General features: G+C 61.6%; 22 protein-coding genes and 1 other RNA gene. 12 read left to right on the top strand and 11 right to left on the bottom strand.

Annotated features, from left to right (window positions below):
* Positions 1–21: 21 nt before the first annotated feature.
* A complete protein-coding gene (locus tag QRN61_RS01725; RefSeq protein WP_285373081.1) occupies positions 22–495 on the bottom strand; it encodes a sn-glycerol-3-phosphate transporter in 474 nt (157 codons plus the stop codon).
* A 353-nt stretch (positions 496–848) separates the two neighbouring features.
* On the opposite strand from QRN61_RS01725, the gene QRN61_RS01720 reads away from it, so the two are divergent.
* A complete protein-coding gene (locus tag QRN61_RS01720) occupies positions 849–1517 on the top strand; it encodes a gamma-glutamylcyclotransferase (protein WP_285373079.1) in 669 nt (222 codons plus the stop codon).
* Here QRN61_RS01720 and glpT read toward each other — a convergent pair.
* Positions 1493–2842 carry a glycerol-3-phosphate transporter gene (gene glpT / locus QRN61_RS01715; RefSeq protein ID WP_285373077.1) on the bottom strand — a complete coding sequence of 450 codons (1350 nt, stop codon included), beginning with the start codon at positions 2840–2842 and terminating at the stop codon, positions 1493–1495. The genes QRN61_RS01720 and glpT overlap by 25 nt on opposite strands.
* Before the next feature lie 225 nt (positions 2843–3067).
* Here glpT and QRN61_RS01710 point away from each other — a divergent pair, with 225 nt between their 5' ends.
* On the top strand, positions 3068–3697 hold the full coding sequence (locus QRN61_RS01710; RefSeq protein WP_285373075.1) for a flagellar basal body-associated protein FliL: 630 nt from the start codon (positions 3068–3070) through the stop codon (positions 3695–3697).
* A gap of 177 nt (positions 3698–3874) precedes the next feature.
* Complete coding sequence (locus tag QRN61_RS01705; protein ID WP_027610483.1) at positions 3875–4489, top strand: energy transducer TonB; 615 nt, start codon at positions 3875–3877, stop codon at positions 4487–4489.
* A gap of 69 nt (positions 4490–4558) precedes the next feature.
* On the opposite strand, the gene QRN61_RS01700 is transcribed toward QRN61_RS01705, so the two are convergent.
* On the bottom strand, positions 4559–5536 hold the full coding sequence (locus QRN61_RS01700) for an NADPH:quinone oxidoreductase family protein (RefSeq protein WP_285373072.1): 978 nt from the start codon (positions 5534–5536) through the stop codon (positions 4559–4561).
* A 150-nt stretch (positions 5537–5686) separates the two neighbouring features.
* On the opposite strand from QRN61_RS01700, the gene QRN61_RS01695 reads away from it, so the two are divergent.
* Positions 5687–6094 (top strand): flagellar basal body-associated protein FliL, encoded by a 408-nt coding sequence (locus QRN61_RS01695; RefSeq protein ID WP_027610485.1) that lies wholly within the window; start codon positions 5687–5689, stop codon positions 6092–6094.
* Between the two features lie 16 nt (positions 6095–6110).
* Here QRN61_RS01695 and QRN61_RS01690 read toward each other — a convergent pair whose 3' ends face one another.
* From QRN61_RS01690 to QRN61_RS01675, 4 genes are all read right to left on the bottom strand, one after another.
* Positions 6111–7229: an ABC transporter permease gene (locus tag QRN61_RS01690; protein WP_285373071.1), complete on the bottom strand. Its 1119-nt coding sequence runs from the start codon at positions 7227–7229 to the stop codon at positions 6111–6113.
* A complete protein-coding gene (rbbA, locus tag QRN61_RS01685; protein ID WP_285373069.1) occupies positions 7229–9955 on the bottom strand; it encodes a ribosome-associated ATPase/putative transporter RbbA in 2727 nt (908 codons plus the stop codon). Before rbbA ends, QRN61_RS01690 begins: the two co-directional genes overlap by 1 nt.
* On the bottom strand, positions 9952–10917 hold the full coding sequence (locus QRN61_RS01680; RefSeq protein ID WP_202369138.1) for an HlyD family secretion protein: 966 nt from the start codon (positions 10915–10917) through the stop codon (positions 9952–9954). Before QRN61_RS01680 ends, rbbA begins: the two co-directional genes overlap by 4 nt.
* A gap of 121 nt (positions 10918–11038) precedes the next feature.
* A complete protein-coding gene (locus QRN61_RS01675) occupies positions 11039–11488 on the bottom strand; it encodes an EVE domain-containing protein (RefSeq protein WP_183782975.1) in 450 nt (149 codons plus the stop codon).
* 197 nt (positions 11489–11685) lie between these two features.
* Between QRN61_RS01675 and QRN61_RS01670 the strand changes: the two genes are divergently transcribed.
* A complete protein-coding gene (locus tag QRN61_RS01670; RefSeq protein ID WP_003229308.1) occupies positions 11686–11841 on the top strand; it encodes a hypothetical protein in 156 nt (51 codons plus the stop codon).
* A 35-nt stretch (positions 11842–11876) separates the two neighbouring features.
* Here QRN61_RS01670 and QRN61_RS01665 read toward each other — a convergent pair whose 3' ends face one another.
* The 4 genes from QRN61_RS01665 to QRN61_RS01650 form a co-directional block, all read right to left on the bottom strand.
* Positions 11877–12482, bottom strand: coding sequence for a 5-formyltetrahydrofolate cyclo-ligase (locus tag QRN61_RS01665; protein ID WP_285373067.1), 606 nt, complete (start codon positions 12480–12482; stop codon positions 11877–11879).
* An 80-nt stretch (positions 12483–12562) separates the two neighbouring features.
* A non-coding RNA gene (ssrS, locus tag QRN61_RS01660) (6S RNA) lies at positions 12563–12741 on the bottom strand.
* A 30-nt stretch (positions 12742–12771) separates the two neighbouring features.
* On the bottom strand, positions 12772–13089 hold the full coding sequence (locus tag QRN61_RS01655; RefSeq protein WP_007967943.1) for a cell division protein ZapA: 318 nt from the start codon (positions 13087–13089) through the stop codon (positions 12772–12774).
* Entirely contained in the window at positions 13086–13295 is a 210-nt protein-coding gene (locus QRN61_RS01650; protein ID WP_047597101.1) for a TIGR02449 family protein, read from the bottom strand. Before QRN61_RS01650 ends, QRN61_RS01655 begins: the two co-directional genes overlap by 4 nt.
* 134 nt (positions 13296–13429) lie before the next feature.
* Here QRN61_RS01650 and QRN61_RS01645 point away from each other — a divergent pair, with 134 nt between their 5' ends.
* From QRN61_RS01645 to gcvT, 7 genes are all read left to right on the top strand, one after another.
* Positions 13430–13990 (top strand): YecA/YgfB family protein, encoded by a 561-nt coding sequence (locus QRN61_RS01645; RefSeq protein ID WP_285373066.1) that lies wholly within the window; start codon positions 13430–13432, stop codon positions 13988–13990.
* A 27-nt stretch (positions 13991–14017) separates the two neighbouring features.
* Positions 14018–15352, top strand: coding sequence for a Xaa-Pro aminopeptidase (pepP, locus tag QRN61_RS01640; protein ID WP_183782965.1), 1335 nt, complete (start codon positions 14018–14020; stop codon positions 15350–15352).
* A complete protein-coding gene (ubiH, locus tag QRN61_RS01635; protein WP_183782963.1) occupies positions 15349–16536 on the top strand; it encodes a 2-octaprenyl-6-methoxyphenyl hydroxylase in 1188 nt (395 codons plus the stop codon). Before pepP ends, ubiH begins: the two co-directional genes overlap by 4 nt.
* Positions 16537–16645: 109 nt before the next feature.
* The gene (locus QRN61_RS01630) at positions 16646–17863 is read left to right on the top strand and encodes a 2-octaprenyl-3-methyl-6-methoxy-1,4-benzoquinol hydroxylase (protein WP_179353296.1); all 1218 of its coding nucleotides are present in this window, start codon (positions 16646–16648) and stop codon (positions 17861–17863) included.
* A gap of 220 nt (positions 17864–18083) precedes the next feature.
* On the top strand, positions 18084–19088 hold the full coding sequence (locus QRN61_RS01625; RefSeq protein WP_096796138.1) for an extracellular solute-binding protein: 1005 nt from the start codon (positions 18084–18086) through the stop codon (positions 19086–19088).
* 198 nt (positions 19089–19286) lie between these two features.
* Positions 19287–20903 (top strand): ABC transporter permease, encoded by a 1617-nt coding sequence (locus QRN61_RS01620; protein ID WP_285373065.1) that lies wholly within the window; start codon positions 19287–19289, stop codon positions 20901–20903.
* Between the two features lie 156 nt (positions 20904–21059).
* Entirely contained in the window at positions 21060–22142 is a 1083-nt protein-coding gene (gene gcvT / locus QRN61_RS01615) for a glycine cleavage system aminomethyltransferase GcvT (protein ID WP_285373064.1), read from the top strand.
* Positions 22143–22144: the final 2 nt, after the last annotated feature.

The raw sequence follows: 22144 nt of genomic DNA, 5'->3' as shown, positions 1-22144 counted from the left end.
TCCCGCGCCTGAGCCGCGCTTCTAGAAACGCACGCCGCTAGTCACCATCGCCGCATTGGCGCCGAGAAATACCAGCTCGGCGGCCAATGGGCCGTAGTGAGTCCCGACGGACGGAATGATCACCGGCGCAATGCCGTAGCGGTTCAAAGGAATCTTGTCCTTGTAATCACCGCGATAACCCTGCAACAGCCCACCCGTGACTTTCAGATACAGCGGATATTCGCTGCTGTCATAGCGCTTGCCGACATAGGCGTAGTTCGAGCGCTGGCGGAACGAGTTGCGGAAAGTTGCCCCGCCAAATACCCAGCCGGAAGCCTGATTGCGTTCGATGCCGATCAAGTCCTGATGATTATTGTGTTCGGGGTCGGGCGAGTAATGTCGGGTGTAGACACTGGTCTGGGCATACCAGAAGCCTTTGCCTTGCGCATTGTCCTCGGCCAATGCATGGCCGGCCTGAGCCATCAGCAACGCGGCCAGAAGTCTTGGGATTTTCATAGTGCAGCCTCGGTTAAACGGGATGGCTTGCGCCAGAGGAAGGCCGTTATACGTAGGCGTTCAGCGACGGAGAAGAAAGAAAGTCCGACATTTTAGTAGGAAGTTTCCTGCGCCTTCATGAACGAAACCTGAACAAGCGAAGGCTTATGCATATTTCATTCGGGTATTTAAGATATTTCTGCAATGGTATTAGGCTATATAAAGCCGCATAGCCGGGGCTGATAACCCCCAGTAGCGCTATCGGGCAGGCCATACATCCTTTAGCACTTTTCGTTTTACAGTTACTGCTATATGTTCTATCCAGCGAATTGTGCTTACATCTTGTAATACTTGCGGGGCCGAACACTTCCGTCATGACAGCCATTGAATCTGCTTTTGTGAATCTGGCTTACCCTCCGCGGCTCGATCTGGGGCCGCAGCTGACCCACGAACAACTTGTCGTCTCGATGCAATCGACCATGGCGCGCCACAAGGGAGGCCCGGTGTGGCTGTTCGCCTACGGGTCGCTGATCTGGCGCCCGGAATGTACTGCGGTGGAGCGGGTGCGCGGGCGCGTCCATGGCTACCACCGCGGCCTGTATTTGTGGTCGCACGAGCATCGGGGGACGCCGGAAATGCCCGGGCTGGTATTTGGTCTGGATCGCGGCGGTTCATGCAGCGGCTTCGCCTATCGGCTGCCGGAAGAGAACCTCGACGCTGCGCTGTACGCGCTGTGGAAACGCGAGATGCCGTTCCCGTCCTATCGCCCGCACTGGCTGAACTGCCGGCTCGAAGATGGCAGTCAGGTGCAGGCGTTGGGATTTGTTCTGGAGCGACACCTGCCCAGCTATGCCGGCAACTTGCCGGATCACGTGCTGAGTCAGGTATTCGAAAGCGCTTGCGGGCGTTACGGCACCACTCGCGATTATGTCGAGCAGACCGCCCACGCCCTGCGCAGCCACGCCATGCCGGATCGAAATCTGGAGGCGCGGCTCAAGCGCTGCAAATCAAAGGTCGATCAGGCGACGGCTTCGCGGCTCTGACTGGCGACTTGCTTGTGCCACAGGGTCGGGGCCAGGAAGGCCATCGACAGCAGGCAAGCGCCCACCAGCAGGACAAAACCACCGTTCCAGCCGAAGTGGTCAACGGTGTAGCCCATCGCCGCACTCGCCGCGACCGAACCACCCAGGTAACCGAACAGACCGGTGAAGCCCGCAGCCGTGCCGGCGGCTTTCTTCGGTGCCAGTTCCAGCGCCTGCAGGCCGATCAGCATCACCGGGCCATAGATCAGGAAGCCGATCGAGAACAGCGCGATCATGTCCACCGTCGGGTTGCCGGCCGGGTTCAGCCAGTACACCAGCGTCGCCACGGTCACCAGCGCCATGAACACCATGCCGGTCAGGCCACGATTGCCACGGAAGATCTTGTCCGACATCCAGCCGCACAGCAGCGTGCCCGGAATGCCCGCCCACTCGTAGAAGAAATAGGCCCACGAGGTTTTATCCACGGTGAAACCTTTGGCTTCTTTCAGGTAGGTCGGCGCCCAATCCAGTACGCCGTAGCGCAGCAGGTAAACGAACACGTTGGCCATGGCGATGTACCAGAGCATTTTGTTGCGCAGCACGTATTTGACGAAAATTTCCTTGGCGCTGAATACGTCTTCGTGGCTGGCGTCGTAGCCTTCCGGGTAATCGTTCTTGTACTTCTCGATCGGCGGCAGGCCGACCGATTGCGGGGTGTCGCGCATGGTGATGAAGGCAAACACCGCCACGCCCAGCGCCACCGCTGCCGGAACGTAGAAGGCTGCGTGCCAGTCATTGAACAGGCCCATGCCGATCAGGAACAGCGGGCCGATCAGACCGCCACCGACGTTATGCGCCACGTTCCACACCGAAACCACGCCGCCACGTTCCTTCTGCGACCACCAGTGCACCATGGTGCGTCCGCTCGGCGGCCAGCCCATGCCTTGGGCCCAGCCGTTGATGAACAGCAGGATGAACATCATGGTCACGCTGGAAGTCGCCCAAGGCGCAAAACCGAAAATGAACATCACCCCGGCTGACACCAGCAGGCCGAATGGCAGGAAGTAGCGCGGGTTGGAACGGTCGGACACCAGGCCCATCAGGAACTTCGACAGACCGTAGGCAATGGCGATGGCCGACATCGCCAGACCCAGATCGCCACGGCTGTAGCCTTCGTCGATCAGGTACGGCATGGCCAGCGAGAAGTTTTTGCGCAGCAGGTAGTAACCCGCGTAGCCAAAGAAGATACCGGCGAAGATCTGCCAGCGCAGGCGTCGGTAAGTACTGTCTATTTTTTCTTCAGGCAATGGAGCCTGATGTGCGGCAGGACGAAAGAAAGCAAACATTCAAGAGCTCCAGATTTCTTGTTTTGACTGCGGATGCGAATGTTACAGTTTCGTTACCGAAAATAGCACCGGTTCGCATTGGCAAAACAGGGGAAATGTTGGAATTCGCGCGTTCTTTTACGAACCTGTCGCTCAGCTGTAAGAACAGGGCGTTTTCACCACTTATCTACCTGGAGTGACTTAGACTCGCGGCCCGTTCAGCCGATTGATCAGCCGAGATAAGCAATGTCACTGAAGGTTCGCATGTTGGTGCCGAGATTTTTGGTGGCAGCGGGACTTGCCGTCGTGTTGCTGACATTGATCGTCACCGATCATCCTGCTCATTCCGGCCTGCGCAATGCCACGGTGCTGATCATTCGGCATGCGGAAAAACCGGATACAGGATCGGTGCTCAATGCCCGAGGCGAGCAACGCGCCGCCGCCTACGTCGACTATTTCAATCCGCTGAAACTCGACGGCCAGACGTTCACCCCCCAGCGTTTGATCGCTGCCGGCGATACCCCGGAAAGTTCGCGCTCACGCCTGACCCTGACCCCGTTGGCCCAGCGCTTGAACCTTGCGATCGAGCAGCCCTACGTCAACGGCGATCTGCATCAAATGGTCAAACTGTTGCGCAAGAGCAATCAGGCGCAGACGGTGCTGATTGCCTGGCACCACGGCCATATCAATAAACTGCTCAAAGCCTTTGGCGGCGACCCCACAGCGCTGATGGGCCAGGAAAAATGGCCGGATGATGTCTTCGACTGGCTAATCGTCCTGCGCTTCGATGACAAGGGCCGGCTGATTCCGTCGCGCAGTCTGAAGGTGCAGGAGCACTTGTTGCCGGGCGACTCTGCCGGGCCGAACGGCGGCTAAACGTCCGTCAGAAAATGTACCTGCCGTCATTTGCCCAGCGGTTTCGTCGGATTTCCCATCGGGATCAGGAAATGTCCTGCATTCAATAGCGAAGCTGCGCCATTCAGTAAAAAGACAGTGCTCCTTAAACTTTCTGTTGTTGCCGGACAGGCATCTCAATAGGGAAGGGGCGCGATCATGCGGTGGTTTTTTGCAGGGCTTTTATTGACGATCTTCAGTCTTGCACTGGCGGCAGAAGGGTTACTCATACCTGAAAACAACCCGCAGCCGATTTACCCGAAGAGGTTGTCCAGGGCAGGGGTCGAAGGCGAGGTCAGGGTCAGCTTTATCGTCAAGGCGGATGGCTCGGTCAGCGCGATCGACATCGTGCAAAGTGATCACCCCGATCTGGCTGAGGCGGTCAAAGACGCCATAACACAGTGGCGCTTCAGGCCCTGGACGATTGAAGACGGTCGGCCTGCGGAACAGCCCGTCGTGGCGCCGATGCTCTTTCGATTGGCCAGGGACCAGCCGATCGACATCAACCAGTGGCTGAAGTCAGTAAAGTGTCGCGTCATCAATGACGGTTTCAGGAACATGCCTGAGCACGCCTGGGTCGACGCAGAAGTGTTTAATTACACCCGTGCTTACGTTTCCAACGTGATTCTCAAGAGTCAGTTGGCCGATGAACAACGTCTGGCAATCATCGCCAAGATGAACCGGCGCGTACCGATGATCGTCAGAGGCTGCCGGGAAGCTCCTATGCGTAGCTACATGAGTTTTCTGCCGGGAGAGGTTCGTGAGTTGCTTTGAGCCAGCGACGCTGTGTTGCTGCCTGGCGCGAATCAGGCCGGCTCCGAGAGGTCACCGGCCAGAAAACACTCAGCGCACCTGCACCACCACCTTGCCCACCGCCTTGCGCTGCCCCAGATCGTTGATCGCCTGCGCCGCGTTGCTCAGCGGATACACCTGCGACACCAGCGGTTTCAACTTGCCCTCGGCGAACCAGTCGAACAGTTGCTGGAAGTTCGCCGCGTTGTCCTGCGACTGGCGCTGGGCGAAGGAGCCCCAGAACACGCCGAGTACCGCGGCGCCCTTGAGCAGGGCGAGGTTGACCGGCAGCTCGGGGATGCGTCCGCTGGCGAAGCCGACCACCAGCAGGCGGCCGTTCCAGGCGATGGCGCGGATGGCCTGGTCAAACAGGTCGCCACCGACCGGGTCGTAGATCACGTCGGCGCCCTGGCCGTCGGTGAGGCGTTTGATTTCGTCCTTGAGGCTGGTTTCGCTGTAGTTGATCAGTTCATCGGCACCGGCGGCCTTTGCCACGGCGAGTTTTTCCGTGCTGCTGGCGGCGGCGATGACCCGGGCACCCATGGCTTTGCCGATTTCCACCGCCGCCAGACCGACGCCACCGGAAGCGCCGAGCACCAGCAGGGTCTCGCCAGGTTGCAGGTTGGCCCGTTGCTTGAGGGCGTGCATCGAAGTGCCGTAGGTCATGCTGAACGCGGCGGCGGTGTTGAAATCCATCGACGGCGGGATCGGCAGCACGTTGTAGCCCGGCACCGCGACCTGTTCGGCGAAGCTGCCCCAGCCGGTCAGGGCCATGACCCGGTCGCCGACTTTCAGGTGGCTGACTTTCTCACCGACGGCGCTGACCACGCCGGCCGCTTCGCCCCCCGGCGAAAACGGGAAGGGCGGCTTGAACTGATACTTGCCCTCGATGATCAGCGTGTCCGGGAAGTTGACCCCGGCGGCGTGCACCTCCAGCAGGATTTCGTTCTTCTTCGCGACAGGACTGGCGACGTCTTCCAGCACCAGCGATTCGGCAGGGCCGAAGGCTTTGCACAGCACGGCTTTCATCAGGGCTATTCCTTTGGGAGTGATGGCCGATAAGTGTAGGTGTGTCAGTCAACGGGTCAACGAGCATGCCCGGCCCTGATAGTCAGCCATAAGCTTGTGCTTGCGCGGCGGGTCGTTATGCTAGGCCGCAAACCGGATAAGGAGCGAATTGTGAAAGCGTGGATCATGTTGTTGCTGGCCCTGTCTCTGCCTGTGGCAGCGCTGGCCGAAGAAGCCAAAGAAGGCGAGGCGCCGAAGGTCAACTACATCACCCTGAGCCCGCCGTTCGTGGGCAACTACGGGCTGGACGGCACGCCCAAGCTGAAGGTCTACAAGGCCGACGTGGCGCTGCGTGTAACGGGCGAAGAGGCGACCAAACTGGTCAAGGCCAACGAGCCGCTGATCCGCAATCAACTGGTGGCGCTGTTCACTCAGCAGACCACCGAGGCGATGGGCAGCATCGAAGGCAAGGAAAAGCTGCGTCAGGAAGCCCTGAAGCAGACCCAGCAAGTGATGAATGACGAGACCGGCAAGCCGGTGGTTGAAGATCTGTTGTTCAACAACCTGATCATTCAGTAACCACGCTGGCCGCTGTTCAGGACGCCAGGCTTTTGCGAAAGCGCGCCAGGGCGATAACGAAGAACAGCAGGCCGATGGCCGTCAGCGCCAGCAAGTCCGGCCAGACCACGCTCAGCCCGGCGTCGCGAAACAGAATCGCGGCGCTGAGGCTGACAAAGTGTGTGGACGGCGAGCCCTGCATGACCCATTGCAGCCACTGCGGCATGCTGTCCAATGGCGTGCTGCCGCCCGACAGCAGCAACATCGGGATGATCACCGGAATCGCCAGCAGACCGAACTGCGGCGTCGAGCGCGCCAGCGTCGCCAGAAAGATACCCAGCGCGGTACTGGCAAACAGATAAACCGCAGTCACCAGCAAAAACAGGCTCATCGAGCCGGCCAACGGCACACCCAACAGGCCTTTGACCACCACCTCCAGCGACAGCCAGGTGCACAACACCACCACCAGCAGGTTGCTCCAGATTTTCGCCAGCATGATTTCCAGCGCCGTCAGCGGCAGCACCAGCAAATGGTCGAGCGTGCCGTGTTCGCGTTCGCGCAGCAGCGCCGTGCCGGTGAGGATGATCGCCAGAATAGTGATGTTGTTGACGATCTGAATCACCGCCAGAAACCAGCCGCCCTCCAGATTGGTGTTGAACAGGGCGCGAGTAGTCAGTTGCACGGGTGCCTTGGCCGCTGCACCGCCCTGACCGGCATAGTCGAGCAATTCGCGCTGGAAGATCCGGCCGATGTAGCCGGCGCCCATGAACGCCTGGCTCATGGCTGTGGCATCGACGTTGACCTGAATCGCCGGTTGCCGCGTGGCGAGCAAGTCGGTTTGAAAGCCCGCCGGAATATTGATCACGAAGGTGTACTCACCGCTGTCCATGACCTGATCCAGTTGCGCATAAGGCAGCAGCACCGGCGTCTGGAATTCCGGCGGCTGCAGGGCCTGGGCCAATTGGCGTGAGAGGGCGCTGTGGTCTTCGTCGACGATCGCCACGCTGGCGTTGTGCACGCCGATCACCGAACCGGCGGCGGGCATGTAAATCGCCACGGTGAAGGCGTAGAACAGGAACAGCAGCAACACGCTGTCATGGCGCAGGCTGGTCAGTTCCTTGAGTCCCAGGCGCAGGATGTGCGCGAACTTGTGCATCAGGCCTCCTGCTTTTTCAGCATGATCAGGCTCAGCCCGGTGAACCCGACAAAGAACCCGAACAGCGCCAGGCACTGTGGCCACAGCTGACGCAAGTCCAGCGCCTTGGTGAACGTACCCACCGCGATGTCGAGGAAGTGCCCCGCCGGAAACAGCATGCCCATCACTGCTGCCGCACCTTCCAGCGACGAGCGCGGCACGATCAGCCCGGAGAACTGGATGGTCGGCAGGCTGGTGATGATCATGGTGCCGAGGATCGCGGCGATTTGTGTGCGGGTGAACGCCGAGATCAGCAGGCCCATGCTGGTGGTCGCCAGCACGTACAGCAGGCCGCCGAATGCCAGCGTCAGCAGGCTGCCCTTGAACGGCACGCCGAACAGCCAGCGATTCATCGCCACCAGCAGCGCCAGGTTGACCAGACTGACCAGCAGGTACGGCGCCTGTTTGCCCAGCAGAAATTCGAGGCGGGTCAGGGGCGTGGCGTAGAAATTGGTGATCGACCCCAACTCCTTTTCGCGGACGATGCCCAGCGCCGTGAGCATCGCCGGAATGAAGGCGAGGATCAGCGCCATGACCCCGGGGCCGATGGCGTTGACGCTGACTACGTCCTGGTTGTAGCGAAAGCGGGTTTCCAGGCTGGCCGCCGCCGGGTGGGCCAGCGCCGGGCTACTTTGTTCGGCCAACTGTTGCAGATTGCCCATGTGTACGGCTTCAACATAATTGCGGCTGGTTTCGGCGCGAAACGGCATGCCGCCATCCAGCCACGCCGCCACAGCGGGTTGGCGCCCGGCGTACAGATCGCGGCCGAATCCGGGGGGAATCTCCAGCGCCAGTTTGATTTCCGAGCGTTGCAGGCGCCGGTGCAGTTCCTGCGGGTCATGAATGGCCGGCTGTTCGTCGAAGTACCGGGAGCCGCGAAACGCCTCCAGATAAGCCCGGCTCTGCGGCGTCTGATCCTGGTCGTACACGGCGAACGCGAGGTTTTCCACGTCCAGCGAGATGCCGTAACCGAAAATCACCATCATGAAAATCGCCCCGGCCAAGGCGAACGCCATGCGCACCTTGTCGCGCAACAGCTCCTTGCCTTCGCGACTGGCCACGGCCAACAGGCGACCGAGGCTGAAACCATGGCGGGGCACTGGTGTTGTCGCTGCGCTCGGCGGTGCCATTTGCGGCTCGGCCACAGGCGCTGGTGGCTGAGCGCCCTGAGCCTGTTCCAGGCAGGTGACGAAGGCCGCTTCCAGCGTCTCGCCGGCAAACTGGCGTTGCAGCGCCGCCGGGGTGTCGCAGGCGAGAACTTTGCCCGCGTGCATCAGCGAGATGCGGTCGCAGCGCTGCGCTTCGTTCATGAAGTGCGTGGAGAGGAAGATCGTCACGCCCTGTTCGCGGGACAACTCGATCAACAGTCGCCAGAAATCATCACGGGCTGCCGGATCGACGCCGGAAGTCGGCTCGTCGAGAATCAGCACCTCCGGGCGGTGCAGCACCGCCACCGCCAGTGACAGACGCTGGCGCAGCCCCAATGGCAATGCTCCGGATGGCTGGTCGGCGACCGCGAGCAGATTGAAGCGCTGAATCAATGCCTCGATGCGTTGTGCGCTCTCGGTTTTGGGCAGGTCGAACAGCCGCGCGTGCAGCTCGAGGTTCTGCCGCACACTCAGTTCGCCGTACAGCGAAAAACTCTGCGACATGAAGCCGACCCGCTTGCGCGTGGCCAGATCCTTGGCGTTCACCGGGTTGCCGAGCAGCGTCGCACTGCCTTCACTGGCCGGCATCAGCCCGGTCAGGACCTTCATGGTGGTGGTCTTGCCGCAGCCGTTGGAGCCGAGAAAACCGAAAATCTCGCCACGGCCAATGGCAAAACTGACGTGATCCACGGCGGTGAAATCGCCGAAGCGCAGCGTCAGGTCGTGGGCTTCGATGGCGATGTCGCTGCTGTTGCCGGTGCGCGGTGGAATCACCAGCGGCTGAGCGTCATGCTGGCTGTCACCCTGAAAATGGGTGAAGGCGTCATCGAGTTTTCCGCTGGGGGTGACGTTCGCCAGCTCGCGGCTCAGGCCGGTGGCGATCAACTTGCCAGCATCGAGCATCAGGCAATGCTCGAACTGCTCGGCTTCTTCCATATAGGCCGTGGCGACCAGCAGCGTCAGTTGCGGGCGCTGGCGTCGCACATCGTCGACCAACTCCCAGAAGCGCCGGCGCGAGAGCGGGTCGACGCCGGTGGTCGGCTCATCGAGGATCAGCAGATCCGGTTCATGGATCAGCGCGCAGCACAGCCCGAGTTTCTGCTTCATGCCGCCGGACAACTTGCCGGCGGGGCGCTCGGCGAACTTCAGCAGATCCGTGGCGAGCAACAGGCTGTGCATGCGCTGCTCGCTTTCAGCCTTGGACAGGCCGAACAGCGTCGAGAAGAACTGGATGTTCTCGCGGATCGACAGCTCCGGGTACAAGTTGCCGCCCAGTCCCTGCGGCATGAAGGCGATGCGCGCATAGAGTGTGTCGCGATGCCGGCGATCCTCGATCGCGCCACCGAGCACGTCCAGTTGCCCTTGCTGCAAGGTCTTCACGCCGGCAATCAACCCCAGCAGGCTGGATTTGCCCGCGCCATCGGGGCCGATCAGCCCGCAGCGGGTGCCGGTGGGCAGGCTGAAGGCAATGTTGCTCAGCGCTTGCTGTTTGCCGTAGCGGTGGGCGATACCGTTCGCTTGAGCCGCAAGGCCGCTCATTGCAGATTGGCCGGCCATTCGACGGGCGCGATCCGCACGTAGCCGGCCCCGGGCATGCCGGGTTTGGCCTGCGGCACGGCGCTGGGCTGGACCAGGCGCAGCTTGACGCGGAACACCAGTTTTTGCCGCTCGTCGCGGGTCTCGACCTCTTTGGGAGTGAACTGCGATTTGGCTGCGACGAAGCTGATTTTTGCCGGCAGCGGGTTATCGGGCAAGGCATCGAGCAGCACGCGAGCCTCATCGCCCACCGCCAGGCGCCCGGCCACCGCGGCTGACAGATAGAGGTTCATGTATTGGTCGTTGGGATCGATCAGCAGCAAGACCCGGCCACCGGCTCCCAGCACTTCGCCGGGCTCGGCCATGCGCAGCTGGATCACGCCATCAATCGGCGCGCGCAGACTGCTGTCGTCAATTTCACTGGTCAACTGTGCGACTTGAGCCTGTGCCGCGCCAATCGCCGCACTGACAGCAGACACTTGGGCCCGGGCGGCGACAACGGCAGCGTTGCCAGTGCCGATGCGTGACTGCAGCTGATCGATGATCTGCGCGCTGACATAACCGTGCTTGAACAGTGATTGCGAACGCCCGAGCTCTTGCTGGGCCAGCAGCAGTTCACTCTGGCGCAATTGCACGTTGGCCTGAGCGGCGTTGAGATTCTCCCGGGCGCGCAACACTTCGGCTTCGGCCTGATTACGCTGGGCTTCAAGGGTGCGGGTGTCCATACGCGCCAGCAGTTGGCCCTTGCTGACCTTATCGCCTTCGTCGACCAGCACCTCGGCGAGGCGCCCGGGGGTCTTGCTGGCGATCTGCACTTCGGTGGCTTCCAGCCGCCCGTTGCCCATCGACAGTCCTTCGACCAGGCGGCTGCTGATGGACATCCAGTAACCTAATCCGCCAGCGGCGGCGAGTAATACCAGGAGCGAACCGGCGTATAGAAGTGAAGAACGGCTGTGCGTCGACATGGGGGCATCCTGCGGCTGTGGCTTGCAGTCTGACTGTTCAAGCGTTCCATTCGCTTGATGTCAGTCAAATGAGCGCCAAGCCTAGCCCCTTTTGTCGGTAAAAACCGTGACCGGCGAGTTCTCAGCGCAAACCAAGCACCGCGACCCACTGTTCGGCCGTCACCGGCATCACCGACAGGCGACTGCCTTTTTGCACCAGCGGCATTTCGGCCAGCGCAGTCTGCTGTTTCAGGTAATCGAGCTTCAGCACCCGGGCAAACGTCTCGACGTGTGCCACATCAATCGCACTCCAGGCGTTTTTCTCGGGTGTGGCCTTCGGGTCGAAGTAATGGCTCTCGGGTTCCAGTGCGGTGGGATCCGGGTACGCCGCCTCGATTATTTTGCCGATTCCGGCGATACCCGGCTCCGGGCAACTGGAGTGGTAGAAAAAGAACTCATCGCCCACCGCCATCGCCCGCAGGAAATTGCGCGCCTGATAGTTGCGAACCCCGTCCCAGCGCGCTTTGCCGAGTTTCTCCAGATCTTTGATCGAGAGTTCGTCGGGCTCGGATTTCATCAGCCAATAGGCCATGTCTTTTGCTCCTCAAGCGGTGATTGGGCAGGTTGTCGGGCAATTTTATGACAAACCGACGGTCGGTTGACGTCAGCGTTTGCGCCCGGGTTCACGTTGTCGCAAAATGCCGGCCTTTAAAGCTTGACGCTGCTGCACGGCCTACGAACGGAAACCGCTGCTGTCATCGTGATGATGTGCCTTGAGGGGGGCAATCGATGAAACGCAAACCGGATTTGCTATGGACTTTGGTTATTTTGTTCGGCCTTGGTGTCGTGACCACCGGTTACGCGCAAAGTCTGTGGACGAGCAAGACCGATGCTCCGGTTGAAGTCGCGCAACAGGTCCAACAGTCGACCGCCTTCAAACGCTGAAACTGCCTTCCCGACGCCGCTGATCTGCGCGGCGTCTATCCTGCGAAATACCACGCCTTATCGGTGACCGTGCCTTGCAACGGTACATCCCAGCTGGCCTGCGCCAGGCGTTCGACCTTCTGACATTCATGGGCCAGGCCCAGCAACGTCGGCTTGCGCCAGTTCTTGCGCCGGGCCAGGTATGCCAGACTGCGGTCGTAGAATCCGCCGCCCATCCCCAGGCGTCCGCCAACATCGTCAAACCCCACCAGTGGCAACAGCACCAGATCCAGGGTCCAGATCTTGCGCTGATGGGCCAGATTGGCCCGCGGTTCGAGGATGCGGAAGCGATTGGGCTTGAGCTTGTCGCCGGGGCGAATTCGCTGGAACACCATTTTGGTTCGCGGCCAGGCGCTGAGCACCGGCAGGTAGGTGGCTTTGCCGCGCCGCTGGGCTTCGCGCAGCAGCAGGCGCGGGTCGATTTCACCGTCGGTGGGCAGATACAGAGAGATGTGTTTCGCCCGGCGAAAGTGCGGGTCTTGCGTCAGTTGGCGGAACAGGCCTTTGGCGGCCTGCCGTTGTTCGGCGGGAGTCAGTGAGCGGCGCGCCTTGCGCAGCAGGCGGCGGAGTTGCGGGCGGGGCAGCAGCGCAGGTTCGGTCATGGTTCGGCTTCGGCAGGTGAGGGCGAAAACGCACGCATAAAAAATCCGATGCCGGCAAAAACCGGCATCGGATTCGAATCAGGCTCCCCGGATGAACCGCTGTCAACTTAGCCCTTGAACCCGAAAGTTCAAGGTGGAGGATGCAGTAGACTTTAAGGCTTTCCGTCTGGCGGACATGCACACCAGCCCAACGTGCAACCTCCAGGGTAGTGCAAATCGGCTCAGGGACATCGTCAACTGGCAAGCACCCCAGGGAGTGCGGCGAGTATACCTCAAGCGGCCTGGCGAATCAGCCCTTGCTGATGTCCGGATCGTCGGCCAGCACCAGATCGACACGATCGAGCAAGTCGCGCACCTGTTCACGGGTCGAGCCGCTGGCCTGGATGTCCGGGCGCTCTTCTTTGTGCAAGAGGTCGTGGGTGATGTTCAGCGCGGCCATTACCGCAATACGGTCGGCGCCGATGACTTTGCCGCTGCTGCGGATCTCGCGCATCTTGCCGTCCAGGTAGCGGGCGGCGCTGACCAGATTGCTGCGTTCTTCCTGGGGGCAGATGATCGAATATTCTTTGTCGAGGATCTGCACGGTAACGCTATTGCTTGAACTCATGAGTCTTGCTCCAGGGCCTTGAGGCGCGAAATCATCGATTCGACCTTACGCCGGGCGATTTCGTTTTTTTCAATGAGGTGAGCGCGTTCCTCGCGCCAGGTCTTTTCCTGAGCTAGTAAGAGTGCGTTTTGACTCTTTAGTTGCTCGACTCGGCTAATCAGCTTTTCGAGTCTGGCCATCAGCGCTTGCAGGTCGGTGTCTTCCATTGTGTCCACTGAATTCATCTGATGGGCGGCAGGCGCCTGGCTGGCGGACAGCCTTTAATAGTCTTGGCGAGTCTGTCGATGTAGGATACAAGGCCTTCATTCTAGACATAGCGCCGTCTGGCGCCTAGCTGCCCATGACCATTGCGAATTCCCCGTACCAAGCCTTTGCCACTCTGCTGACTGCCAGCGGCCACAACGTCTCGCCTGCCGAACTGCACGGCCTGCTGCTCGGCCGCAGCTGCGCCGGTGCCGGCTTCAACGCCGACGAGTGGCTGATCGATGCCGCCGAACTTCTGGAAAACGAGCCACAGGACAACGTCCGCAACGCCCTGATCGGCCTGCAAGAGATGGTCAAGGGTGAGTTGACCGGTGACGACGTCACCGTCGTTCTGCTGCTGCCGACCGATGACGCGCCGCTGGCCGACCGCGCCGCCGCACTGGGCCAATGGTGCCAGGGCTTCCTCAGCGGTTTCGGCCTGAACTGCCGCGACAGCAGCATGCTCAGCACTGAAGCCACCGAAGTGCTGCAGGATCTGGCGGCGATCTCCCAGGTGCAAGACGCTCTGGAAGAATCCGAAGACGGCGAAAGCGACTACATGGAAGTCATGGAATACCTGCGCGTCGCGCCGCTGCTGCTGTTCTCGGAAACCAAGAAAGCCGACGTGCCGCCAGCCGCCAAGCCGTCGCTGCATTAATCGCGTGCCAGGGAAAGCCATCTGCCCATGACCCATATCCCCAAAGCGGAATACAGCCGTCGCCGCAAGGCCCTGATGGCGCAGATGGAACCCAACAGCATCGCGATCCTGCCCGCCGCCGCAGTGGCGATCCGCAACCGCGACGTCGAGCACGTCTACCGTCAGGACAGCGACTTTCAGTACCTCAGCGGTTTCCCCGAGCCGCAAGCCGTCATCGTCCTGATGCCCGGCCGCGAGCACGGCGAGTACGTACTGTTCTGCCGTGAGCGCAACGCCGAACGCGAGTTATGGGACGGCCTGCGCGCCGGCCAGGAAGGCGCGATCCGTGATTACGGCGCCGACGACGCGTTCCCGATTACCGACATCGACGACATCCTGCCGGGCCTGATCGAAGGCCGCGACCGGGTGTATTCGGCGATGGGCAGCAACCCGGAGTTCGACCGCCATCTGATGGACTGGATCAACGTGATCCGCTCCAAGGCGCACCTCGGCGCCCAGCCACCGAACGAATTCGTTGCCCTGGATCATCTGCTGCACGACATGCGCCTGTATAAATCGGCGGCAGAAGTGAAGGTGATGCGCGAAGCCGCACGGATTTCCGCTCAGGCGCATATCCGGGCGATGCAGGCCAGCCGGCCGGGACTGTACGAATACAGCCTCGAAGCCGAACTGGATTACGAATTCCGCAAGGGCGGGGCGAAGATGCCGGCCTACGGTTCCATCGTCGCCGCCGGGCGCAACAGTTGCATCCTGCATTACCAGCAGAATGACGCGCTGCTCAAGGACGGTGATCTGGTGTTGATCGACGCCGGTTGCGAAATCGACTGCTACGCCAGCGACATCACCCGCACCTGGCCGGTCAACGGCAAGTTTTCCGCCGAGCAGAAAGCGATCTACGAACTGGTGCTGGCCTCGCAGGAAGCCGCGTTCGCTGAAATCGCCCCGAACAAAAACTGGAACCAGGCGCACGAAGCGACGGTGCGGGTGATTACCGCAGGCCTGGTCAAGCTCGGAATCCTGCAAGGCGAGGTCGATGAGTTGATCGCGACCGAAGCCTATAAAGCGTTTTACATGCACCGTGCCGGCCATTGGCTGGGCATGGATGTACATGACGTTGGCGAGTACAAGGTCGGCGGCGAATGGCGGGTGCTGGAGGTCGGCATGGCGCTGACCGTGGAACCGGGCATCTACATCGCCCCGGACAACCAGCACGTAGCGAAGAAATGGCGCGGCATTGGCGTGCGCATCGAGGATGACGTGGTAGTGACCAAGACCGGTTGTGAAATATTGACCAGCGGCGTACCGAAAACCGTTGCCGAAATCGAAGCGCTGATGGCGCAAGCACGGACACACGCGGCATGAGTCGAGTCAATCTGGCAATCATCGGTGGCGGCCTGGTCGGCGCCAGTCTGGCGCTGGCCTTGCAGGCCGGGGCCAAGGCCCGCGGCTGGAAAATCGTCCTGATCGAACCGTTCGCCCCCGGCGACAGCTGGCAGCCGAGCTACGACGCACGTTCGTCGGCGCTGTCCTTCGGTTCCCGGCAGATCTATCAACGGCTGGGCGTGTGGCAGGAGATTTCCCGCCGCGCCGAGCCGATCAAACAGATTCACGTGTCCGACCGTGGTCGCTTCTCCACCGCCCGTCTGTCGGCGATGGAAGAGGGCGTGCCGGCCTTGGGCTACGTGGTGGAAAACGCCTGGCTCGGCCAGTGCCTGTGGCAGCATCTGGATAAAGACGTGATCAGCTGGCGCTGCCCGGCGGAAGTCACGCGCATGGAGCCGCTGCCCGACGGCTATCGCCTGACCCTCAACGATGAAACCACCGTCGAGTGCGATCTGGCGGTGCTCGCCGATGGTGGTCGCTCCGGTCTGCGCGAACAACTGGGCATCAACGTGCGCAAGCGTCCGTACAACCAGAGCGCGCTGATCGCCAACATCACTCCGAGCGAAGCGCACAACGGCATGGCCTTCGAGCGCTTCACCGACGAAGGCCCGATGGCCTTGCTGCCGCTGCCGGACAACCGTTGCGCACTGGTCTGGACCCGCCTGGGCATGGACGCGCAACGTCTGGCCGACCTCAGCGAGCGCGATTTCCTCAGCGAACTGCAGGGTGTGTTCGGCTACCGCCTCGGCACCTTGAAACAGGTCGGCGCGCGGCATTTGTATCCGTTGTCGCTGGTCGAGGCCGAAGAGCAAGTACGCTCGCATCTGGCCGTACTCGGCAATGCCGCGCACAGCCTGCACCCGATTGCCGGACAAGGTTTCAATCTGTCCTTGCGTGATGCCGATGCATTGGCCGCGGCGCTGCTTGCGAGCGATAAACCGTTGGGCGACATCGCTACATTGCAGGCGTATCGCGAGCGGCAGCGTCTGGATCAGGAGCTCACCGTGGGCTTCTCCGATCAGGTCACCCGACTGTTCGGCAGCACCCAGCCGCTGGTCTCGCTGGGCCGCAACATCGGCCTGCTCGGTCTCGATCTGTTGCCACCGGCCAAGCGCTGGTTTGCTCGTCAGGCCATGGGGCTGGGGACGCGGCCGGATGCTTGAGCGGCGGGTCGGCACTTTCACTTTCAGCAGCGCGCCGCTAACTGGCGCGCTCGCTAAAACCTTTTACGAGCGGCGCATGCCGCCAGCGAGACAGGCTTAAAGCATGGAAATGCGCGCAGATCTGCTGATTGTCGGAGCCGGAATGGTCGGCAGCGCCCTCGCGTTGGCGTTGCAGGACAGCGGCCTGGAAGTGTTGCTGCTCGACGGCAGCCCGCTGAGCGTCAAACCGTTCGACGCCGCCGCGCCGTTCGAGCCGCGAGTGAGCGCCTTGTCGGCGGCCAGCCAGCGGATACTCGAACGCCTTGGCGTCTGGGACGGCATCGCCAAGCGCCGCAGCAGCCCCTACACCGACATGCACGTGTGGGACGGCAGCGGCACCGGGCAGATTCATTTCTCGGCGAGCAGTGTGCATGCCGAAGTGCTCGGTCATATCGTCGAAAACCGTGTGGTGCAGGATGCCTTGCTCGATCGCTTGCACGATTGCGATCTGGGCATGCTGGCCAACGCACGGCTGGAACAGATGCGCCGCTCCGGTGACGACTGGCTGCTGACCCTGGCCGATGGTCGGCAGTTGCGTGCGCCGCTGGTGATTGCGGCGGACGGTGCGAATTCGGCGGTGCGCCGGCTGACCGGCGTTGCCACCCGCGAGTGGGATTACTTGCACCACGCCATCGTCACCAGCGTGCGCAGCAGCAAGCCGCACCGGATGACCGCCTGGCAGCGTTTCACCGATCACGGGCCGCTGGCGTTTCTGCCGCTGGAACGTGACGGGCAGCAGGACTGGTGCTCGATCGTCTGGTCGACCACGCCAAGTGAAGCCGAACGCCTGATGGCGCTGGATGAAACCGCGTTCTGCCGTGAGCTGGAGCGGGCATTCGAAGGTTGCCTGGGCGAGGTGATCAGCGCTGATCCACGGCTGTGCGTGCCGTTGCGTCAACGCCACGCCAAACGCTACGTGGCCGAAGGCTTGGCACTGATCGGCGACGCCGCGCACACCATTCACCCGTTGGCCGGGCAGGGGGTGAACCTGGGTTTCCTTGATGCGGCGGTGCTGGCTGAAGTGTTGTTGCAGGCGGCGGAACGCGGCGAACGGCTGGCGGATGTGAAAGTGCTGAGTCGTTACGAGCGTCGGCGCATGCCGCACAACCTGGCATTGATGGCGGCGATGGAGGGCTTCGAGCGTCTGTTCCAGGCTGACCCGTTGCCGGTGCGCTGGTTGCGCAACGCCGGATTGAAACTGGTGGAGCAGATGCCGGAGGCCAAGGCGTTGTTTGTGCGTGAGGCGCTGGGGTTGACCGGGGATCTGCCGGTACTGGCCAAACCCTGAGATCTGTTTGAGGCTGATGGCCCCTTCGAGAGCAAGCCCGCTCCCACATTGGAATGCATTTCAAGGGTGGGAGCGGGCTTGCTCGCGAAGGGGCCAGAACCGATGCCATGAATTTCAGCTTGTGCAACATCTGGTAACTCCTTGCCCAAGTGTTCGATTGAGCTGGTAAATGTGAGTCCTTATCATTTGGCCCACATTTTCCGACCGAGAGATCACTCCCATGTTGGCACCCAAGCGTCTCCTGACCGCACTGGCCCTGACCCTGATCGGCAGCACTGCCGCCCAGGCCGCCGACGAGGTGGTGGTCTACTCCTCGCGTATCGATGAGCTGATCAAACCGGTGTTCGACGCCTACACCGCGAAAACCGGGGTGAAGATCAAGTTCATCACCGACAAGGAAGCGCCGCTGATGCAGCGGATCAAGGCCGAAGGCGAAAACGCCACTGCCGACCTGCTGCTGACCGTGGATGCCGGCAACCTCTGGCAGGCCGAGCAGATGGGCATCCTGCAGCCGTTTACCTCGAAGACCATCGACGCCAACATTCCCGCGCAATACCGCTCGTCCACCCATGCCTGGACTGGCCTGAGCCTGCGCGCGCGGACCATCGCTTACTCCACCGAGCGCGTTAAGCCGGGCGAGTTGACCACCTACGAAGCGCTGGCCGACAAGAACTGGGAAGGGCGTCTGTGCCTGCGCACGGCGAAGAAGGTCTACAACCAGTCGCTGACCGCGACCATGATCGAAGTGCACGGCGCCGAAAAGACCGAGAAGATCCTCAAGGGCTGGGTCAACAACCTGTCCACCGATGTGTTCTCCGACGACGTTGCGGTGCTGGAGGCGATCAACGCCGGGCAGTGCGACGTCGGCATCGTCAACACCTACTACTACGGTCGCCTGCACAAGCAGAAGCCCGACCTGCCGGTGAAACTGTTCTGGCCGAATCAGGCCGACCGCGGCGTACACGTGAACCTGTCGGGCATCGGCCTGACCAAGCATGCGCCGCACCCGGAAGCAGCCAAGGCGCTGGTGGAGTGGATGACCACGCCTGAGGCGCAGAAAATCTTCGCCGACGTCAACCAGGAGTTTCCGGCCAACCCGGCAGTGAAACCTTCGGAAGAAGTGGCGGCGTGGGGCAAGTTCGTCGCTGACACCTTGCCGGTGGAAGTGGCGGGCAAGCGTCAGGCGGAAGCGATCCGGATGATGGATCGGGCGGGTTGGAACTAAAACCTGGTTATATCCTGTGGCGAGGGGATTTATCCCCGATCGGATGCGCAGCATTCGTAAAGGCGATGCCCGCGGTGTATCACTACGCCTTGATTAACGACATGGGGGTGCTTCGCACCCCATCGGGGATAAATCCCCTCGCCACAATTGGGGCTGGCATTACTCTTGCGCCAACCCACGATTTATTAGAGAACCCCCTTGGCTCACCCCGCCCAACGCCGCTGGTACCCCATCGTCCTCGCCATTGCCGCGCTGGTGCTGTTGCCCCTGAGTGTCCTGCTGCTGTCGTGGCAGACCATCGATCAGCAGATCTGGTCGCACCTGTGGGAAACCCAGATGCCGCGCCTGCTCGGCAACACCCTGACGCTGGTGCTCGGCGTTGGCGTCGGCGTGACGCTGCTCGGTGTAAGCCTCGCCTGGCTCACCAGCCTCTGCGAATTCCCCGGACGGCGCTGGCTCGACTGGGCGCTGATGTTGCCATTCGCCATTCCGGCCTATGTGCTGGCGTTCGTTTTTGTCGGTCTGCTGGACTATGCCGGCCCGGTGCAAACCCTGCTGCGTGAGTGGTTCGGCAGCGGCCTGCGCCTGCCGCGCGTGCGCTCTACCGGCGGGGTGATTGTGGTACTGGTGCTGGTGTTTTATCCCTACGTCTACCTGCTGGCGCGCACCGCGTTTCTCGCGCAGGGCAAAGGCTTGATGGAGGCGGCGCGGGTACTCGGGCAATCGCCATGGCAGGCGTTCTGGCGGGTGGCGTTGCCGATGGCGCGTCCGGCGATTGGCGCCGGTGTGGCGCTGGCGCTGATGGAGACGTTGGCGGATTTCGGTGCTGTTTCGGTGTTCAATTTCGACACCTTCACCACCGCCATCTACAAGACCTGGTACGGCTTCTTCAGCCTGCCGAGCGCCGCGCAACTGGCGAGCCTGTTGCTGCTGGTGGTGATGCTGGTGCTCTATGGCGAGCGGCGCGCACGTGGCGCCAACCGGGCGAGCAACGAGCGCCCCAGGGTCAAGGCGTTGTATCAGCTGCGCGGGCTAAAGGCGTTCGCGGCGACCGGCTGGTGCACGTTGGTGTTTGCCTGCGCGTTCGTGATTCCGTTGCTGCAACTGCTCGTATGGTTCTGGCAGCGCGGGCGCTTCGATCTCGATGAGCGTTATGCCGGGCTGATCCTGCACACCCTGTATCTGGGCGGCATGGCGGCGTTGATCACCGTCAGCGTCGCGCTGCTGCTGGCGTTTGCCCGACGTCTGGCGCCGACCCGGGCAATCCGTTCCGGGGTCAGTCTGGCCAATCTTGGTTATGCGCTGCCGGGTTCGGTGCTGGCGGTGTCGATCATGCTGGCGTTCAGTTATCTCGACCGCGAACTGGTGATTCCGCTGTCGGGCTGGCTCGGCGGCGCCGGCAAACCATTGCTGCTGGGCAGTCTGGCGGCGTTGCTGATGGCCTATCTGGTGCGCTTTATCGCGGTGGCCTACGGACCACTGGAAAACAGTCTGGCGCGTATACGGCCTTCATTGCCCGAAGCGGCACGTAGTCTGGGTGTCAGTGGACCGCGACTGTTTTTCAAAGTGTATCTGCCGCTGTTGCTGCCCGGCACGCTGAGCGCGGCGTTGCTGGTGTTCGTCGATGTGCTCAAGGAAATGCCCGCGACCTTGCTGATGCGCCCGTTTGGCTGGGACACGCTGGCGGTGCGGATCTTCGAAATGACCAGTGAAGGGGAATGGGCGCGGGCATCGCTGCCGGCGCTGACCCTGGTGTTGGTCGGCCTGTTACCGGTCATCGGCCTGATCCGCCGCTCGGCGCACCGAAACACTTAGTCGTCAGTCCTGAATCATGCGGCTACAATGCGCGGCATTCGGTGCGGTTCGTCTGACAGACCCGTTCGCTGAAATCGGCTGAAAGCCTTCTATTTCGAGGCTTTCACCCCGTACAGCGGCTGTCCGCACCTTCGCCACGCCCGGAAGGAGAAACCCATGGGACAGCGTACGCCTCTGTATGACCTGCATCTCGCCCTCGGCGCGAAGATGGTCGATTTTGGCGGTTGGGACATGCCACTGCATTACGGCTCGCAGGTCGAGGAACACCACGAGGTGCGCCGCGATTGCGGGGTGTTCGATGTTTCCCATATGACCGTTATCGACGTTGATGGCCCACAGGCCAAGGCCTGGCTGCAGCATTTGCTGGCCAATGACGTCGAACGCCTGCATCGCCCCGGCCGCGCGCTCTACAGCACGATGCTCAACGAACGTGGCGGCATCGTCGACGATATGATCGTCTATCGCCTCGAAGACCGTTATCGTCTGGTGTTCAACGCCTCCACTCGCGACCAGGATCTGGCGTGGATGCAGGCGCAGGTCGCCGGTTACGACGTGCATCTGCACGAGCGTCAGGATCTGGCGATGCTCGCCATTCAAGGCCCGCAGGCCCGGCAGAAGATTGCCGAACTGGTGACCCAGTCCCGCGCCGCACTGATCCAGCACCTCAAACCGTTCGAAGCCGAAGTCGATGGCGACTGGTTCATCGCCCGCACCGGTTATACCGGTGAAGACGGCCTGGAAATCGCCTTGCCGGCCGAGCAGGCGCCGGGGTTTTTCAACGATCTGGTCGGTGCCGGCATTTCGCCAATCGGCCTCGGCGCCCGCGACACGTTGCGGGTCGAAGCCGGGATGAACCTCTACGGCCAGGACATTCATCAGGATGTCTCGCCGCTGGCGTCCAATATGGCCTGGAGCATCGCTTGGGAACCGGCTTCGCGGCAGTTCATCGGTCGCTCGGCGCTGGAAGCGGAAAAAGTCGCCGGCGTTGCGCACAAACTGGTGGGTCTGGTGCTTGAGGAGCGCGGTGTTTTGCGCGCCCATCAAGTGGTTCGTATCGCCGATGTTGGCGAAGGAGAGATCACCAGTGGTAGTTTCTCTCCTACGCTAAGCAAATCGATTGCCTTGGCGCGTGTACCGATGGCTACCGCCGACCGCGCCGAAGTGGAAATCCGTGGCAAGTGGTATCCGGTACGAGTGGTCAAACCGACCTTCGTGCGCCATGGTAAAACCTTGATCTGACC

This window comes from Pseudomonas sp. lyk4-TYG-107 (assembly GCF_030209055.1).
Lineage (GTDB): Bacteria > Pseudomonadota > Gammaproteobacteria > Pseudomonadales > Pseudomonadaceae > Aquipseudomonas > Aquipseudomonas putida_A.
This window is presented reverse-complemented; position numbering and strand designations above follow the sequence as displayed.